Below are 18,178 nucleotides of genomic sequence, written 5' to 3'. Positions count from 1 at the left end.
ACTAAACCTCAGAAACTGTACTTGAGATTGAAACTCAGAAAATCGCGGTCACGGTTGTAGCGCCCGCCGCCGTTGAATGCCGTGTAGCTGATGCCGGCACCAATTACTTCTTTATAAGTGGTATCCACTTTTGCGGTGTAAGCGCGTTCGCCTTTGTTGTTAGCGCCGTTACGCCCGTTGATGGCGCTGTAAACGCTTACGCCAGGAGAAACGGTGAATTGCCCGAAGATGTCGTTGTAGGTCAGAGAGCCAGTGGTTGTAGCGCCCCATGAGCTGTTGGTCATGCCGCCGGGCAGGTCTGGGTTATCAAACGTCTGTTGGGGCAGACTTCCATAGATTCGGTTAGCACTTACTTCGGCAACAATGCTTCCAGAGTCCGCACTCAACACGCCGCTGGGTAACAGATAGATACCGGAAAGAGTTGCTTGTGCCCGATCCCTTTTCACATAGCCAGGGATGTATGTCCCTTCGAGTAAGCCCCCAACCACAGCCGGAGAGATCACAGCTCGAGAGGTGTACTTGCTGACAATCGAATCGGGGCGATAACTAAGCTCACCAGCGACAGCCAACCCATCCAGCGGGCCGCCGTTGACTGTTGTATTGAAGCTGAAGCCGTAGAGATCACGCTTGCCTAAGTACTCAGCAAAGTAGGTCGCGCGATTGGCAAACGGAATTTGGCCAACACCAGGCACTGCCACGATGGATCCCGCTTTCGCGCTCACTACTGGTGTCTGTGTGCTATAGCGAAGGTAATAAAGACCGAAGTCCGATTGGTTCAACTCTGGAGCCGTCCAACGCAGGCTAATGCCATATTGAGCATCACCATCCGGCTCGACATCATGCGAGCGAGGCACAAAAGTACTCATCAGCAGGGACTCAGCGAGAGCCCTCGTGCCGGCAGGCACACCATTGAGATAGGCACGCACTTCGTCCGGGCTGTCGAATGCCGTGGATCTACCAAGCAGGCCCGTAACAGACTCTTGGATGGCGGAGACGGGCAGATAATCGCAATCATCGTCTCCGATCACATCAGTGGTCGAGAAGAAGGTTCCGCAGGCGTCCAGCTTCGCTGCTTCCCAAGATGAACCCGGCTGCCAGTAGCCCTCAAGGGTCATGTTCTCGGTCAATTCAAAAGAGAACGAACCCATCAGGGTCGGAAGAAAGGCTTCCTTGATTTCTGATCCAGGTGCACGGAGGGCGCCTACATCATAGGGGTTGGTCGCTGAAATGCCGCCTTGAGCGAATATCGACTCGCCCCAGTTGATGACTTGTCGGCCCAAGCGAGCCGAGAACTGATGATTCCCGAGCTCCCAAGAACCATAAACGAATGCATCAAGCAGTTCAGCGTTCGAGCCAGCAAGATCCTCGCCATCATCACTGAGTTCACGTTGACGACGGGAGTCATCCTTTAGCTCGAAATCATAGAACGCGCGACCACGTACAAACACACCGTAATTTTCCTGGAAGCGCAGATCCAGATCTGATACGACTTTGGCCACCTCGGATACCAATTCTCCCTTGCGGAAGTTCAGATCACCGTCGTCATAAACGATGGGGCCATTATCGACACTGCCCCCATTGGAGCGTGCAATCAGCTTCTTTGAGGCAGCCTGTGTTCGGTAAGTGGTGCCGTAGGAGACCGTAGTGTCGAGCGAGCCAGACACAGTTTCGCTTTCAAATTGAAAAGCAAATACTGATCCGCACGGCGCCAGGCATAGAGCCAATGCGCCAAGAGTCAAATTGGGTCGGGAGTAGCCGTGGACTGCCGCACGAACAGCTCGGCTTAACTTGGGTGTGTTTTGCATCCTATGTCTCACTTGTTTTTATTATTGAGCGCAACCCATGCCTGCATGCGGGCGGCAGGAATGGTCATTGCAGACGCGTTTCATCAGCGTGAGCCCACAGCAATGATCGGACTCACGATCGGGGTAAACACTACGTCTCAGGTATGCTTGATCGCATTAACCCCAAAGGACCAAATTAATGCGAATCTATTAACTGACTGATAAATATAGTTTTTTTCTACTTCTTAGGAGATATAAGCGTTACCGTAGTTCTTTTCAGAATCTCGCTAGTGCTTTGTGGCTAGTGACGCACTAGGAGGACTGGCCCCATACTAAAAGCCGAAAAATCAGACAGGCTTCACTGCTATGAGATGAGTAAACCCATGATTCCAGCATCCCCTCCCCCTGACACCAGCCTTCCCCAGCTTCCACGAAAACCAAGAAGCCACATCCTCCGCACATCACTAATGAACAAGGTTCTCTCTCGGGATGTCAGACTGCGCTTGCTCTGTGCCGCTGCCGGTAGCGGCAAAACCACCTTGATGGCGGACTGCGCACGGACCAGGACGGCAGGGCGAACTATCTGGATTTCCATGCACGGGGCGGCGCAGAATAACGAAGGTTTCCTTCAGAGCATCCTTGCGGCCTTTGCCGAGAGTGCGCCCGAAAAAGCCAGCGAAGCGCTCGTGACCAAAACCTTGATGGAGGTTTCAAGTTCTGTATGGATCATGCTCGATGACTACCCTCATCGACCCACACCAGAGCTTGACACCTTGCTGGGGCGGCTGCTGAATTTACCCAACAATGCTGTTCAATGGTGGGTCACTACCAGGCGGCGGATTGGTATCAACTTGGCGAAATTGCTAATTGCTGATGAGCTTCTTGAAATAACCGGTCTCGATCTCGCCATTACCCAAGGGGAACTAATCATTCTGTTGGGCGAAGAAAACGATACTAAAGCTTTCGAAAGTACCTTCCGCGACACCCAAGGTTGGTTTGCTGCTGCCTCAATTTGGCTCGCCGCGCAGCAAAGCCAGCGTCCCCATCTGAGCAATAATTACCAGATTGAGTCGTTGCTACGCGATTACGTAGAGATCGAGCTGCTCGACACACTGCCCGACAAACTTCGGAGGCAGTTGGCTATTCTGGCCGTAGCTTCAGCTTTCAATGACGCGCTTTGCTCGCACCTCCTCGAACTTGATAACAGCCATGCGTGGTTTAGGGACTTAGAAAGCCAAGGCGCTTTTCTCTACCCGATCGCGGAGCATCCTGGCTGGTTTCGGCTAATGCCTACTGCGGCTTCCATTTTGGCGAGAGAGCTGAATGCAGAAGACACCCGGCGCATTCACTTGCGAGCCTGTAACTGGCTGGAAGATCAAGAACAATACCGCTTCGCAATCGACCATGCTCTGGCTGCTGGCATACATCATCGAGCGACTAAATTGCTCGAGCAGCTAGCCGATAGACGCCTGCTATACGGATTCCAGTCCACACAAGTTTTTGAATGGTTCAACGACTTGCCCGCTAGCCTTACCCACAGCAGCAGTGATCTGGTGCTGCTCGGTGCTTTTGCATTTGGCGCAACCTTTCAAGTAGAGAAAGCAGCGGTTTGCCTAGAGAGCCTCAACAAATTTCTACCGGCTGCAGACGCTGAGCAGCAACGACGAACATTCAGTCGGGCCCAAGCGCTGCTAGGGCTTCTAGCCCATGCTTCGGGAGATCTTTCGAATGCACAGCTACATTGCCGAGATGCCATTGAACTCCTACCAGTCCAAGATTGGGCGGTACAGTTACTTTGTCGCTCCACTCTAATAAACCATGCATTGTTTGCTGGTCAGCTAAAGGTTGCTGACAACCTTTTAGCGTCTGCACGGCAGTTCTTGAAGCTGCTAGATAGCGATCTGCCCGTCGTGATAGTGGATAACTACCAAGCTGACGTAATGATGGTGCGAGGACAGTTGACTCAAGCAGAGTCGATGCTCGAACGCAATCTCCTGCTCATCTCCAATACCATTTTTTCCGAGCGCGGGTGGGTTGGCCGTACTCATCTCAAGCTTGGCCAGATACAGATGCGCCTTGGAAAAATGGCGTTGGCAGAGGAACAGTTTTTGATCAGCTTTCGCATAATGAATAACGCATTGGAACCGGCCGCCTATCAAGCTCTTCTAGCGTTAGCAGATCTAGCGTTGCTGGACGATGAGGTCGGCAAGGCATCTAGCCTGGTTGATAAAGCAGCCAAGTTATTGACCGAAAGGAAAATGGCACCCGCAAGCTACTTGGCTTGTTTGGAACTAGCCCAAGCCAAAATACTGATCCGTCGCGGCGAGCCCAGCCGCGCAATACCTTTGCTTGAGCGCATCCAGCAACGTCATGCGTCGGGACAATGTACCCAGCCATTCTCCACCATGGAGCTGCTGCTTGAATGTGAAGGACTGGCAGCTGAAGCTGGAGCGTCCGACTACCCAAAGGCCATCAGTAAACTTCAGGCTGTCATCACTAAAGCGTACTCTCAAGGCTATCTAACCAGCGCCGCTGACTTGACATTTAAACTTGCACTTATCATCTATAAAGCCGGCGATAAAGAGGAGGCGCGGTTATGGCTTCTAAAAGGGCTTGAAGCCTCCAAGCCAATGCAGCACCGATTGCCAATGGAAAACCTTGAGCGAACCTATCCAGACCTCTGCTCCTCGGTGGAGAGGGATAAACAGTACGTCGTGCTTTCGGATCGAGAAATAGAGGTCTTACGTTTGGTTGAAGCGTGTCTATCGAATGCCGAAATTGGGCAGCGGCTGTACATCTCGGTGTTTACGGTGAAAAGTCATATACAGCGGATTTGCGGAAAACTTGGAGTAAGGCGAAGAGCTCAAGCTGTGGCTAAAGCTAGATCAATGAGTATCCTCTGAGACTATCGGGCTGTTGAATTTGAGGCACTACTGCCTCGGAATAGGAGAACATCATGAATATCAATATTAATCACTTGAGCGGTCGATGATAGAGCCTTCCCGAGCTCGACGCCCCACTGATCAAACAGTTAACTCCCAAATAAACCTTTGGACGAACACTTTTTGTTCATAAAGCGATTGAAGCGACTAACGTAGATGGCGTGACTTTTTGCATCATGATCATATTGCTCGGGCGGTTACCGGGAATAATTTTGTGATGCGTGATCCGTACTAGTTCCTCTTTGGATAAGCCCATGCCTTGCAAGACATCCTCAACTTCGGCTCGACTCATACCTTGCATAAGCGCCTGACTTTGCGCCACACAGTTCGCGAACAGCCATTACTGGTGATCAGCCAAGGGATTGTGGCTCATCACCGACGCAATAAAGTCAGCGGGGATCAAGTGGATCCCTCGTGCAGCAGTTGATGGTAGGCATGCTGGCCATTGCACCCCACGCCTCCCCAAATAACAGGTCCAGTCTGGATTGAGACGCCTTGACCATCGTGCCACACCTGCTTGCCATAGGACTCCATATCCCAGGAAAATGGCGGAGAGCCTATCGAATAGCAAAAAAATAAGCACAACCGCCCTATGCAATAAGATCCAATGTCAACAGCAATGTCACCTTTCTACAAGCGTAGCGAGTCATTTAGTAACGCTCTAGTGTCCCCGTTTAGGTAACGATTTGTAGATACGAGACGTAATACGCACCAATGTAGCGCACGCCACCGCGACGATCATTCGAGACCGGCTTGTTAGCTCAACTTCCTCACCTACTTTGCCCCCTGAATCCTGACCAACACCAGCAATCTCGCCAGGGCCATTACCCGTGTCATCTATTGCGATGGGGATCTCGTCTTGGATACGGTACCTTTTAATACCAGCGATTGAATTTAGCGAGTGCATAAATACCTCTAGCCATAGTAAAGGACCACAAAATCCGATGCAAAAAAGACACCAGATTTGGAGAAAAACCGTTTGATAGATTTTTCAAGCGGTACTGAGTCGAGCGATAAATTTGCCGCATCAATTATTGAAGCCATATCGAGGCGATATTATTTTTTTGCCTTGATGCTGCGAAAATTAATCCGGAACAAAACTAGCGTTCTGCGGAACAAAAGGATGAATAAGCACGTGTGGCTTATCTTGCAAGCTCAAAGTGTTTTTTATATACTCGCCAATCCCAAGCGCGGCGATGCAGCAAAGCTTGGAGAATATCCTCCGAGGACTAGCTCAATGCTATTGAAGATCAACAATGAGATTTGAATTGGATCGCTTTAACGGCGTGATCATTGACCCTGCTTCGTTACCAAAGACTACAGAGGAATTAAAAAACGACATTGAAACTCTCTTGACCTATCTTGAGACTAATAGAAAATCTCTTTCTTGGGTCTCTCTTCCTATTACTCGTTCCGAGTGCGTTCCATTATTCGTCAGTGCTGGTTTCACGTTTCACAGCTGTCTTCGTGAAGAACTGACATTGGTCCGTCAGCCGTCAGAAGTCACCTTTGTACCGTTTATTCCAACACACACAATTGGTGCAAGCGCGATTGTTTTGAATGAATTGAATGAGATCCTTTTGGTGAAAGAGCGAGGCACCACAGGATTCAAACTTCCCGGAGGGTATATTGAAGCAGGAGAAAAAATCCAACACTCTATCCAGCGTGAGATATTCGAGGAAACGGGAATAAAAACATTGTTCAAGTCCATCGTGGGATTCACTACAATGCATACTCACCAGCTCGGCAAATCCAATCTGCACTTTATATGTAGGATGAAACCACTGACACAGGCAATTAACATTTTGGATATCGAAGAAATTGAGGACGCAAGATGGACACCCTTGAGTTCATACATTTCCGAACCGTGCAATAGCCTTACAGATCGACAGCTGATTGGCACCGTTGCTTACTGCGCGGGTCTAGTCACGACGGATTTCACAGGCAATATAGAGCCACACAAAAGGGACGAAATATACATATCCCAAAGATTGACGAGCTTTGAAGATCAAGGTCAAAACCGTTAAATCTTCTTGTATTTTACGCGCAACCTCCGGAAAGTTATGTGCAATACAAAAAAGCCAAGCGTGTATATTCCATTAAAGTCCATTTTCACACCACTTTTCTTTCCAAGTGCTGAGCTAGCCAATAGATCAAACACCCTACAAAAGCCATGCCGGCACCCACGTAACCTGTCGATGTCCACCCCCAACCGGCATTAATTGCAAGCCCACCCAACCAAGGGCCAAGCGCATTAGCAAGGTTCAACGCAGCATGATTGGAAGCGGCAACAAGTGACTGACCACGCTTACTGATATCCATCAGTCGCATCTGTAAAGCTGGTGCCAACGCAACCATGCATCCAAGCAACACCGTGGCAAATGAAACTCCCGGCAATGTTCTGGACAAAATAGGAAACGCGAACAGGGCAAAAAAACTGAACAGCATAATGAAATTCACAGCGGCAAATTTTACGCGATCATAAAGCCAGCCTCCTGCAAAATTTCCAATCATCGTACCTACACCAAACAACATGAGCATGGGCGCGATCCAATGAGCTTCCAGTTTAGTCACATTTAAAACAATTGGAGCAAGATAGCTATAGACGCCGAACATTCCGCAAAAACCAACGGCGCCGATTGCTAGAGCCAGCCATATCTGAAGTTGAGCGAAAGGCGCCAATTCCTCTCTAACGTCAAGTCTACGATCATCCTCGACCTCAGGTGCGTTGCGATATAGAAGAATCAAACTCATCAGGCTAAAAATAGTAATAGCGGCAAAAACTGAGCGCCAACCGCACTGCTGACCAATGTAGGTTGCACCCGGCGCACCAACCAGTATCGCTGCCGTAACTCCCAACAGGATTCTACTGACCGCCTTCCCTCGCTTATTGAAGGGAGCCATAGATGCCGCGATCATTGCAGCAACACCAAAATAGGCTGCATGGGGGAAACCGGCCAGGAGTCTGGATAGCAATAATGTTTCATAGTTAGGCGCCAACAAACTAAAGGCGTTTGCACAGGTATACAATCCCAACAGAAAAAGAACCAGCTTTCTCTTTTTGAGATAAACTCCCACAAAAACCATGATAGGAGCACCGACTACAACACCAACTGCATATGCGCTGATTAAATGAGCGACACTCGTCTCAGGTTTTTGAAAAGCGTCCGACAGGCTTGAGATAAGGCCCATCATTGCAAACTCGCCAGTGCAGAAGGAGAACACTCCTATGATCAGGGCCAACTCAACGAGGAATCGCTTGTTTCTAAAAAAAATCAAACTAATCACCTCATCTTATGCAAAAAAACACTCAGCATAGTTTTTTATGCTGAGTGCAAAGCACGCATTGTTCAGTCAAGATCTGCGTAACAATCTGTGTTCCTCCACTACACCACCTTTACTTCGCCTGCACAGCAGAGGCCAGCATACAGTTCCCCTCTCGTCGCGCCGATTGAAGGAAGACGTAGTTACCTTCAGCGCAACCAGCACAGATAGCTTGTTGCTCCGCCGAAGGATCGCGATCCATCTCGATAGCACTGTAAGATCGATTGCACACATGACATTCAATGTGGGTCCGCCAAACATCTGCAACGTCGTCACGAGGGTCCGCAGTTCGCGATATCAAACCACCGTCGACAAATTTTAGAATCGACCAATAACTAAATGCAGCCAGACCGGAGATCAGAATAGGCGCGGTTTCCACGTACCAGCTCCCCTTGGTTCCCGCTTCAACGATTGCAATACCCACTACGGTTGAAATGATCATTGCCCATGCACCTGGCATGATGGCTTTGACCCTGCCCGGTCGGAACTCGAGACCATATTTCACATCTCGGTTGAGCACGTAATGGGTCATGAGAATGGCGACCCAAGAGGTGACCGCTACGCCCTGCCATGCTAGCGCCTTGAGCAGATAGCTGAACACATTTGTAAGCATAAGCAAATATACGCAGCAACCTACAAACAGCACCCACACCCAACGTGGCCAGTTGAGATGTAGGCCGCGAGCGGCAAAGCCAGCGAAGTTCAACGAAGCCACATAATAATTAGCCGTGTTAATCCTAGTCTGACTGATCAGAATGAAAATCAAGCCCAAAAAACCGGCAGCATTCAATATGGCTTCCGCCACACCGCGCTCACTGGCTTGCAACTCAGGAAAAACAGTATTCATTATGAAAACGCCGGCTAATCCATTCACAACGAATAACGCTAGATAGAACACTGGGCCAAAAGTAATTAGGCCATGAAATTTTGCATCAGAAGGTTTCCCGAACCGCGAGAATTCAGCTGTAACCATCATATTGATACAAATACCCATGTACACTATGAACGCCCACATCCATCCGGGAATTACCGGATCGGTAGACGCTGGAATGGACAGAAATGCAGTAGAAAACCCATATTTATTACCGGCCATGACAATAACCAGTATCAAACCAATAATGTAGAGAGGTAGCAACGCACCGTTGAGTTTATCCAGCCAGACCTGAACACTGCCCATAACTAAAGGCAGGGCATAGAGAACTACCAAAAAATACCACCAGCGTATATCGCTCTCGGGCGAAAAATACTGGTGGAACGCAACGGCTATGATCGACCCCTCAAACACTGCGTAATACGTCGCCGTTACAGCAAATAGCAATGATGAAATGATCGCACCCGCCCCCCCGAAAATACCTCTCGACAACAAAGCGACCGTCAGGCCATTTTTAATTGAGCGCTGAGAGATGACATAATTTATGCCACCGTAAAAAAGTGCCGAGAGTGTGACCCCAATAATCGCACTCTTACTACCTACGGCTTGAGCGACCGCCACACTTATATATAAATAAAACATCGCACTGAGCACGGACCAAGAGGCCATCGCTAAGCTCCAGCGATTAGTTCTAGCCGACAGGGGTACCACATGCCTCGAATAATCTTCTGCTGATTGCTCGGCCAGAATACGAGGATCATCAGCATAAGTAATGTTTAGCGGCTGCAATTCTGACATGACAGTTCTCGTTATTTAATGGTCTACGAACTGAACGCCCAGACAACAACGCCCTATAAAACACTCGGGCGTTGTAGATCATCCCTACACTCTCACTTTATATTGGAAAAGAACTTCAAGAGCTCATCAACCAAGCCGTTGGGTTGCTCCTCGGGAATATAGTGGCCGCTAAACACCATAGTACCCGAGACATTGGCCGCCACCTTCTTCAACTCGCTGACCAGATCAGGCATCGATCCTTGGTCTGCGCGAACAGCCAGCACTGGCATCTTAAGTAAGGATTTGGCGAACTCACGGTTTTGTTCAGCCGATTGTGTGATCGCCCGGTAATACGCTAGACCGCCTTTCCATCCATTCAGTCGGAACGCACGAAGATACTCCGCAAAATCGTCCTCGGTGAAGATTTGAGGGTTTGCCGCTTTCCGCTGCAGATACCATCTCAGGTAGATGTGCTCACGGCCTTCCAGCAACTCTTCCGGCAAGTCCGGAATGTTGTGGAACGCTACATGCCAAGTCCGCCAAGCCACATCAGACGCCCACGGTAGATTATCGGGCAAGCTGATACCAGGGATGCCGGTGTCAAGGATGGCCAGCCCTGTGACGCTGTCACCGAATTGAGCGCAGTAAGGGTAACCAACCCAGGCACCAATATCGTGAACCACCAAGGAGTGCTTCTCTACACCAACCTGAGTCAAAAATTTTTTCAGCAAGCGCGACACGTTGCCAGTATCACAACTGGACGGACGATCCGAATCACCCTGCCCGGGAAGGTCCGGTGCAATTACACGGTAGTGCTTGCCCAGCAGCGGCAGCACCTTACGCCAGGCATACCAGCTCTGCGGAAAACCGCATACCAGCACCATGACTTCCCCGTTATCGACGCCACCGCTTACATAGTGGATACGGGTGCCGTCTACTGTTTCAAACCCTCGCTGAAATCCTTCAACACCACTGTCCGGCCACTCACGCGTACTAAACATTATCCGCTACCTTTGCATGGAAGATTGACGTTGTTGAGTCACAGATGCATATCAGAAGGGATCACGCGCCGCAGCCAGCCATCCACCATCCATCACGTATTCACTGCCATGGACGAAATCTGCTTCGTCGCCACCCAAAAAGGCGGCAAGCTTTGCGATCTCGCTTGGCTGGCACCAACGTTGGGCCGGGAATTTTTTGATCGCCGCTTCCATATCCGGAGAGCCCGCGGTTACCGGATCGGCCAGGGCCAGAGGCGTCGCTGTTGCGCCAGGGCAGATCGTGTTAACGCGAATACCGCGTGCACCATATTCAAATGTCAGTTGGCGGGTTAGACCGATGACGCCGTGTTTGGAGGCGGTATACGCAGTTCCGCCGCCAGCAGCACTGAATCCTGACGTCGACGAAGTGTTGATGATCGCGCCTTTGCCTTGCTTAAGCATTTGCGGGATGACAGCACGGGCCATCAGAAACGGCCCGGTCAGGTTGACTGCAATTACTTTATTCCATTCTTCCAGGCTAACTTCATGCGCAGTCGCGTGGCCGTCCAAAATGCCTGCATTGTTGCACAGTAAATCAATGTGGCCCCAACGCTGGATAATGGCGTCCACAGCTGTTTGGACGCTTTTAGGATCGCTCACGTCCACCGCATGAGCAAAGGCAAGGTCAGGTTTGGCCAGTTCGGAAATGGTTTCTTCGGCGCGCTTTGGATTGATATCCAGGACTGCCACATTGGCACCGCGAGCGGTAAATTCATGCACCATGGCGCGGCCCATGCCAGAGCCACCACCAGTAACTATTACCACACGACCGTTATAATTATTCACGTTTTCTACCCCGCCATTATTGATGTCGCCGAAACCACGAACATGGATCAAATGCCAAAACATGTGTAAATGGTCAGCAAATTAGATCAGTACTAAAAAACAGCTAAGTTAATAGAGTCCATCCTTCGAACTCGATATTCCTCTTCCGTCATGATAGGGTCAAATCCCGATTTCCGATTGCCAGCGATAGCCATAGCTTATCAAGCATCATTTGGGATAACCCCAGCGTTGCCGAGTTATTCCGCTCACTCGACAGCCTTAACCATATCTTCAATGACCTTCTTGGCGTCACCGAACACCATCATGGTCTTGTCGAGGTAGAACAGCTCGTTGTCCAGGCCCGCATAGCCGCTGGCCATCGAGCGCTTGTTGACGATGATGGTCTTGGCCTTGAAGGCCTCGAGGATCGGCATGCCGGCAATCGGCGAATTAGGATCGTTCTTCGCGGCCGGGTTGACCACGTCGTTGGCGCCCAGGACGAGTACCACGTCGGCCTGGCCGAACTCGGAGTTGATGTCTTCCATCTCGAACACTTGGTCGTAAGGCACTTCGGCCTCGGCCAGCAGGACGTTCATGTGCCCGGGCATGCGACCGGCCACCGGGTGGATCGCGTATTTGACGGTCACGCCGTGGTGGGTCAGCTTCTCGGTCAGCTCTTTCAGCGCGTGCTGCGCTCGTGCCACCGCCAAGCCATAGCCCGGCACGATGATCACTGTGTCGGCGTTGGTCAGCAGGAAAGTCGCATCGTCAGCCGAGCCGGATTTCACCGGACGGGCTTCTTTCGAGCCTGCCGGGCCAGCTGCATCTGCCGTGTTGCCGAAGCCGCCAAGTAGCACGTTGAAGAACGAACGGTTCATCGCCTTGCACATGATGTACGAGAGGATCGCACCACTCGAACCCACCAGCGAACCGGCAATGATCAGCATCGAGTTGTTCAGCGAGAAGCCGATGCCCGCTGCGGCCCAACCGGAATAACTGTTGAGCATCGAGACCACTACCGGCATGTCCGCACCGCCGATCGGGATGATGATCAGCACGCCCAATACAAAGGCCACGGCCAGCATCAAGGCGAATGCGCCGAGATTGCCAGTGAACATGAAGGTCAGGCCCAGGCCCAGTGTGGCGAGGCCCAGGATCAGGTTGAGCTTGTGCTGGCCGCCAAACTGTACCGGTGCGCCCTGGAACAGGCGGAACTTGTACTTGCCCGAGAGTTTGCCGAAGGCGATCACCGAGCCGGAGAAGGTAATTGCACCAATGGCGGCGCCGAGGAACAGCTCCAGGCGGTTACCGGCCGGAATCGAATCGCCGAGTTGTTTGACGATGCCCAGGGATTGCGGCTCGACAACAGCAGCGATGGCAATGAAGACGGCAGCCAGGCCGATCATGCTATGCATGAAGGCGACCAGCTCCGGCATCTTGGTCATCTCGACACGCTTGGCCATGATCGAGCCGGCGGTGCCGCCAACTAGCAGGCCGACGATGACGTAGCCGATGCCCGCAGTGGCGAGCTCTGCGCCCAGCTTATAAATGAGGCCCACAGTGGTGAACACCGCCAGCGCCATGCCGAGCATGCCGAACAGGTTGCCGCGACGGGAGGTGGTCGGATGCGACAGGCCTTTGAGGGCCTGGATGAAGCAGATCGACGCGATCAGGTAGAGCGTCGTTACCAGGTTCATGCTCATTACTTGGGCGCCTCTTCTTTTACGGCTTTCGGGGCTTTTTTCTTGAACATCTCAAGCATGCGGCGCGTTACCAGGAAGCCACCGAACACGTTCACCGCGGCCAGGGCCACGGCGAGGGTGCCCATGGTCTTGCCCAGAGGCGTTACGGTCAGCGCGGCGGCGAGCATGGCGCCGACGATCACGATGGCCGAAATGGCGTTGGTCACCGCCATCAACGGCGTGTGCAGTGCGGGTGTTACGTTCCAGACCACGTGGTAACCGACATAAATCGCCAGCACGAAGATGATCAGGTTGTAGATACCGGGGGAGATAAGCTCTTCCATTGTCTGAATCCCTGCTTAGGCGTTTTTGCGGATGACTTGGCCGTCGCGGCACATCAAGCACGCGGCGACGATGTCGTCTTCCAGGTTCACGTCGAACTGACCTTCCTTGGTGAAGACCAGCTTCAGGAAGTCCAGCAGGTTACGGGCGTACAGCGCCGAAGCATCGGCCGCGACTTCGCCTGCCAGGTTGGTCGGGCCGACGATGGTGACGCCGTTCTCGACAACCACTTGATCAGCCACGGTCAACGGGCAGTTGCCACCCTGGGCCGCTGCGAGGTCGATGACCACAGAGCCGGGTTTCATCTGCGCGACGGTTTCAGCACTTAGCAGCGTCGGTGCCTTGCGGCCTGGAATCAACGCGGTGGTGATGACAATGTCAGCCTGCTTGGCGCGCTCGTGCACGGCCTGGGTCTGACGTTGCATCCAACTGGCCGGCATGGGCCGGGCGTAGCCACCGACACCGACAGCGCATTCACGCTCTTCGTCAGTCTCGTAAGGCACGTCGACGAATTTGGCGCCGAGGGATTCGATCTGTTCCTTCACCGCAGGACGAACATCCGAAGCCTCGATCACTGCACCCAGGCGCTTGGCTGTGGCAATCGCCTGCAAACCCGCCACGCCCGCGCCAAGAATCAGCACGCGCGCCGCTTTCACGGTGCCTGCGGCGGTCATCAGCATCGGCATGAAGCGCGGGTAGTGGTGGGCGGCCAGCAGCACGGCTTTATAGCCGGCAATGTTCGCTTGAGACGACAGCACATCCAGGCTTTGGGCGCGGGAGGTACGTGGCGCGGCCTCGAGGGCGAAAGCGGTAATGCCGCGTTCGGCCAGCTTGGCGATGGTTTCGTTGTTGAACGGATTGAGCATGCCCACCAGAACGGTGCCGCTCTTGATCAGCGTCAGTTCGCTGTCGCTGGGGGCAATCACCTTGAGAATCAGCTCGGCCCCGAATGCATCACTGGCACTGCCAATGGTTGCGCCCGCCGCCTCATAGGCACTGTCGATAACGCTGGCCTTGATACCGGCGCCGCTTTGGACGGTGACTTTATGGCCTTGGCCGATCAATTTCTTGATGGTTTCCGGGGTAGCAGCCACCCGCGTTTCACCGGTCTGGGTTTCGAGGGGAACACCAATGTGCAAGAAAGTTACTCCTTGTTGTTATAAGAATTGGGAAGCCCAACGTGGCTAGTGCTTCAGCGAACGTCCACTTTCGGAGGTAGGGACGCAGGTTCAATCATTCGTACCGAAGCGTGGCTAGGGCCATTTCGGTAAACCTGTGGCTCCAGAGACACAGGCAGACCTGTTGAAACCGATCGCTCTATGGCAATCAAGACACGGAGATCGGCCATCCCCTCTTCTCCATCGTCTATCGGTCTAGAACCGCTGACGATGCACTGGGAGAAATAGGCGATCTGGCCTGCAAAATGGTCGTAGTGCGCAAATTCGATTCGCTTCGAATCTGCAGAGCTCTCAATCTCCATAGCCATCGGCTCTTCGAAGCGGAACCCTGGCTCCATGCTTATCGTTCCCTGGGTGCCTACAACTCGATAGACATCGAGCGGATGCGCAGCAAAACTGCAATAGAACTGCCCCAGACGATTGCCTGGGAAGCGTAGCGTCACCGCAATCGAATCGTATATTTCTCTGAAACGCTGGTCATTCTCATCTCTGGAGATAACAGCCAGTACTTCGATTGGCTCGGCAGCAAATACGTGGCGAGCCGCATTGATGCAATAGATACCAATGTCCTGAAGCGGCCCACCCCAATACGCCGCGCGTAAGCGATGATTATCTGGATCGGATTGAAAACTGAAGGTCGCGGAAAAAAAACGAGGGTCGCCAATAGCACCTGAACGAATCGACTTAAGTGCTTCAACAGTGCCGATGTCGTGATGCAAACGGTAACTGGTCATCAATAGAGCGCCGGTCTGCTGCGCAGACCTGATCATGGCCTCGGCATCCGCCAGTGATGTGGCGATCGGTTTTTCCACCATGACATGTTTGCCATGCCTCAACGCACTGATCGCAAACGAGGCGTGCATGGGATTAGGTACGGCAATGTAGACAGCGTCGATAAGATCGCTGCAGAGCAGTGCGTCATAATTCTCATACGGTACTACTGTGTCGATACCATATTGTTCCGCGATTTTTCTCGCTTTCTCGGTGTCGCCAGTAACAAGTGCCGTGACAACGGAATTACCGGTTAGCGTTGACGCCGGCAGGAATGCTTTTTGAGAAATCCAACCCAGCCCTACTACTGCATATCTAATCATCTTTACCTCACGATTCCTAACGAAGCTCTGCCGCTAAACTGCGAGAGAAATGGCAGGTGGCATGAAATAACAATATTCCGTCCAAAACCACTTTCACGAATAGAATGAAGGGCACGTCGGTAGAGAAAGATGAATTAATGGTGATACGTTACTATCAGCGATAATCTGTTCGGCTACGGCTGTCGTAATATAACCATCCCAAGCATTTGCGCCCGCATTGGGTTTGCCCGTCTGAATTGTCTTAATCCACGCCTTCGTCTGCTCCTTGTAGGCCTCAAGGAACCTTGGCACCCAATAGGACGGATAAGACAATGCTCTCTGCCCCGCCTTATGAATAACTTTCGAAGGCATGGACGACAAAGAAACAACACCCTGTTCGCCAACGATTTCCGCATGAACGTGATAGCCATACTGGCAGTTCATGTTGACTTCAGTGGTAATGATGACACCACCGTTGGTACACGCTTCAATAACAAGCGGATCGCCTTTTCTTGTCGTGGTGATTCTTATGGTCGAAAGTTCGGTGTTGAGCAGCCAGCGAGTAATATCGATCTCGTGCACAAATGCGTTGGAAATAGACATTGAACCGGTCATCCACTCAGGGGCTACCGGGTTGCGATGAATATTATGGACGATCAGCGGCTCACCAATTTCCCCACTGTCGAAGCTATGCTTGAGCATCTGATAGGCGGGATCGAACCTGCGCATATAGCCAACTTGCACTAAGCGCCGGCTTTTGGACATCTCCAACTCAACGATAGCCAACGCCTGCTGCGCAGTCATCGCCAACGGTTTCTCGCACAACACTGGCTTGCCCACCTCTAGGCAGGCCATAACCAGTTCTGCATGAGTCGAATCAGGCGAGGCAATTAATACCGCATCAATATTATTTGACCGAATCATTTCCAAGGGATCTGAATAGGTCAGCGAACCGCAAGCTGCAGCATCGGCTTTTTGAGGGTCCGCATCACAGACGCCCGCGAGCTTCGCCCCTGGAGTATCCTCTCGCAGGATCCTCGCGTGCTCGCTTCCCATCACTCCCGCACCCACCAACCCAACTGCAATGCTCATCGTCCATCTCCTAAGAACTTGCTACGTGCGTCGTTGGATGTCACGAGATGGGTGTGAACGCTCGCACCCATCTCGAATGCGGTTTTATGCAGTCGGTTGTTCGATCTCTTCCCAGTTGCCACTTACGCCCGAGTTCAAGATCGCTTCAGCGATGCGTTCAATCTGCAAACCATCGTCGAAGTTAGGCGATGCAGGCGCTTTTTCCGCAATGGCTTTGAGAAAGTTGTACCACTCGATGGATTTCACATCGATGTAGCCCTGGCCCATGCCGGCCACCGGCCACAGCTTGTCGCCAAACGGCTGATGCGGACCCGAATAGATAGTACGGAAGCCGAAGGTGTCAGCCGGATCATCAGCGAAAGCCACGCGCAGTTCATTCAAACGCTGGTAATCGAATGCAATTGAACCCTTGGTACCATGGATCTCGAAGCCAAGCTGGTTGTGATGGCCCCAAGCATTTCGGGTCACCTCGATGGTGCCGTAGACGCCATTAGTGAAGTGAATCATGGTCAGTGCTGCGTCATCGACATCCACCTGACCCTTTTCGGAAGACGCCTGACCAGCTGGGCCGAAGAAGCGCCCAGCAGGCAGAGGACGCTCAGCGATAAAGGTTTTCACGATAGAGTTTACAGAAGCGAATTCACCGACCAACAAACGCGCAGCATCGATCACATGAGTACCGATATCGCCCAACGTGCCTGAACCCGCCTTGGCTTTGTTAAAACGCCACGACAGCGGAGTTGATGGATCGGCGCCCCAATCCTGAAGGTAATACCCGCGGAAGCTGAGGATCTTACCGATCCGGCCTTCATCAATCAGCTTCTTGGCCATTTGGATGGCAGGAGTATGGCGATAGTTATAGGACACCATGGTCACGACGCCGGTCTTCTGCGCAGCTGCTTGCATTTTTTCGGCATCAGCGACGGTCATGGCCATCGGTTTTTCGCACATGACGTGCTTACCGGCCAGTGCGGCTGCAATAGCGATTTCAGCGTGAGTATCATTAGGCGTACAAATATCGACAATATCGATATCAGGACGATTGACCACATCGCGCCAGTCGGTGGTGTATTCTGCAAAACCATATTGTTTCGCAGCATCACGGGCCAGTTCCTCATCGATATCTACGATGATTTTGCGCTCGATCTCTACAGGTGCGCCAAATAAAATCGGAACTACAGCAGTCGCAATGGAATGCGCCTTACCCATAAATCCGGTGCCGATAAGTGCTACATTGTATTTCTTCACGATCAACACTCCCTCCAGCCTGGATTGGCTGTTAACAAAGTCGGGTATTTAGAGTTTTCA

Annotated in this window: 13 protein-coding genes and 1 pseudogene; 2 read left to right on the top strand and 12 right to left on the bottom strand. The window is 52.0% G+C overall.

The genetic code is table 11. The features are described 5' to 3' along the window. Positions 1-8: 8 nt before the first annotated feature. Positions 9-1,805, bottom strand: a complete 1,797-nt coding sequence (locus tag Q7F16_RS13565) for a DUF1302 domain-containing protein (protein WP_409556276.1) — start codon at positions 1,803-1,805, stop codon at positions 9-11. Between the two features lie 362 nt (positions 1,806-2,167). Here Q7F16_RS13565 and Q7F16_RS13560 point away from each other — a divergent pair, with 362 nt between their 5' ends. Beyond that, positions 2,168-4,687, top strand: a complete 2,520-nt coding sequence (locus Q7F16_RS13560) for a helix-turn-helix transcriptional regulator (protein ID WP_413201703.1) — start codon at positions 2,168-2,170, stop codon at positions 4,685-4,687. An 89-nt stretch (positions 4,688-4,776) separates the two neighbouring features. On the opposite strand, the pseudogene Q7F16_RS13555 reads toward Q7F16_RS13560, so the two are convergent. Next, positions 4,777-5,263: pseudogene (locus Q7F16_RS13555) on the bottom strand (glucose-6-phosphate isomerase); the annotation flags it as partial. A gap of 719 nt (positions 5,264-5,982) precedes the next feature. Between Q7F16_RS13555 and Q7F16_RS13550 the strand changes: the two are divergent. Beyond that, complete coding sequence (locus Q7F16_RS13550) at positions 5,983-6,753, top strand: NUDIX hydrolase (RefSeq protein WP_409556274.1); 771 nt, start codon at positions 5,983-5,985, stop codon at positions 6,751-6,753. Between the two features lie 85 nt (positions 6,754-6,838). Here Q7F16_RS13550 and Q7F16_RS13545 read toward each other — a convergent pair whose 3' ends face one another. The 10 genes from Q7F16_RS13545 to Q7F16_RS13500 all read right to left on the bottom strand — a co-directional run bounded on the left by Q7F16_RS13545 (position 6,839) and on the right by Q7F16_RS13500 (position 18,118). Next, the gene (locus Q7F16_RS13545) at positions 6,839-8,014 is read right to left on the bottom strand and encodes an MFS transporter (RefSeq protein WP_409556273.1); all 1,176 of its coding nucleotides are present in this window, start codon (positions 8,012-8,014) and stop codon (positions 6,839-6,841) included. Between the two features lie 109 nt (positions 8,015-8,123). Further along, positions 8,124-9,719, bottom strand: a complete 1,596-nt coding sequence (locus tag Q7F16_RS13540; RefSeq protein WP_409556272.1) for a purine-cytosine permease family protein — start codon at positions 9,717-9,719, stop codon at positions 8,124-8,126. 92 nt (positions 9,720-9,811) lie between these two features. Further along, positions 9,812-10,699: an alpha/beta fold hydrolase gene (locus Q7F16_RS13535; protein WP_046061901.1), complete on the bottom strand. Its 888-nt coding sequence runs from the start codon at positions 10,697-10,699 to the stop codon at positions 9,812-9,814. 51 nt (positions 10,700-10,750) lie between these two features. Beyond that, a complete protein-coding gene (locus Q7F16_RS13530; RefSeq protein ID WP_152667473.1) occupies positions 10,751-11,587 on the bottom strand; it encodes an SDR family NAD(P)-dependent oxidoreductase in 837 nt (278 codons plus the stop codon). Between the two features lie 182 nt (positions 11,588-11,769). After that, entirely contained in the window at positions 11,770-13,206 is a 1,437-nt protein-coding gene (locus Q7F16_RS13525) for an NAD(P)(+) transhydrogenase (Re/Si-specific) subunit beta (RefSeq protein ID WP_409556271.1), read from the bottom strand. Continuing rightward, on the bottom strand, positions 13,206-13,529 hold the full coding sequence (locus Q7F16_RS13520) for an NAD(P) transhydrogenase subunit alpha (protein ID WP_003187010.1): 324 nt from the start codon (positions 13,527-13,529) through the stop codon (positions 13,206-13,208). The genes Q7F16_RS13525 and Q7F16_RS13520 overlap by 1 nt, the downstream gene beginning before the upstream one ends. 15 nt (positions 13,530-13,544) lie before the next feature. Next, positions 13,545-14,666 carry a Re/Si-specific NAD(P)(+) transhydrogenase subunit alpha gene (locus Q7F16_RS13515; protein WP_409556270.1) on the bottom strand — a complete coding sequence of 374 codons (1,122 nt, stop codon included), beginning with the start codon at positions 14,664-14,666 and terminating at the stop codon, positions 13,545-13,547. Between the two features lie 53 nt (positions 14,667-14,719). Continuing rightward, complete coding sequence (locus Q7F16_RS13510; protein ID WP_409556269.1) at positions 14,720-15,799, bottom strand: Gfo/Idh/MocA family protein; 1,080 nt, start codon at positions 15,797-15,799, stop codon at positions 14,720-14,722. 93 nt (positions 15,800-15,892) lie between these two features. Continuing rightward, a complete protein-coding gene (locus Q7F16_RS13505; RefSeq protein WP_409556268.1) occupies positions 15,893-16,870 on the bottom strand; it encodes a Gfo/Idh/MocA family protein in 978 nt (325 codons plus the stop codon). Between the two features lie 84 nt (positions 16,871-16,954). Next, on the bottom strand, positions 16,955-18,118 hold the full coding sequence (locus tag Q7F16_RS13500) for a Gfo/Idh/MocA family protein (protein WP_046062120.1): 1,164 nt from the start codon (positions 18,116-18,118) through the stop codon (positions 16,955-16,957). Positions 18,119-18,178 lie beyond the last annotated feature (60 nt).

It is taken from the genome of Pseudomonas sp. Lb2C2 (assembly GCF_052112205.1).
Lineage (GTDB): Bacteria > Pseudomonadota > Gammaproteobacteria > Pseudomonadales > Pseudomonadaceae > Aquipseudomonas > Aquipseudomonas kilonensis.
This window is presented reverse-complemented; position numbering and strand designations above follow the sequence as displayed.

Coding starts and splice junctions, on each gene's coding strand:
- Q7F16_RS13505 (WP_409556268.1), bottom strand. CDS start 16,870: ATGAGCATTGCAGTTGGGTTGGTGGGTGCGGGAGTGATGGGAAGCGAG.
- Q7F16_RS13530 (WP_152667473.1), bottom strand. CDS start 11,587: ATGTTTTGGCATTTGATCCATGTTCGTGGTTTCGGCGACATCAATAAT.
- Q7F16_RS13550 (WP_409556274.1), top strand. CDS start 5,983: ATGAGATTTGAATTGGATCGCTTTAACGGCGTGATCATTGACCCTGCT.
- Q7F16_RS13510 (WP_409556269.1), bottom strand. CDS start 15,799: ATGATTAGATATGCAGTAGTAGGGCTGGGTTGGATTTCTCAAAAAGCA.
- Q7F16_RS13535 (WP_046061901.1), bottom strand. CDS start 10,699: ATGTTTAGTACGCGTGAGTGGCCGGACAGTGGTGTTGAAGGATTTCAG.
- Q7F16_RS13520 (WP_003187010.1), bottom strand. CDS start 13,529: ATGGAAGAGCTTATCTCCCCCGGTATCTACAACCTGATCATCTTCGTG.
- Q7F16_RS13540 (WP_409556272.1), bottom strand. CDS start 9,719: ATGTCAGAATTGCAGCCGCTAAACATTACTTATGCTGATGATCCTCGT.
- Q7F16_RS13565 (WP_409556276.1), bottom strand. CDS start 1,805: ATGCAAAACACACCCAAGTTAAGCCGAGCTGTTCGTGCGGCAGTCCAC.
- Q7F16_RS13560 (WP_413201703.1), top strand. CDS start 2,168: ATGATTCCAGCATCCCCTCCCCCTGACACCAGCCTTCCCCAGCTTCCA.
- Q7F16_RS13525 (WP_409556271.1), bottom strand. CDS start 13,206: ATGAGCATGAACCTGGTAACGACGCTCTACCTGATCGCGTCGATCTGC.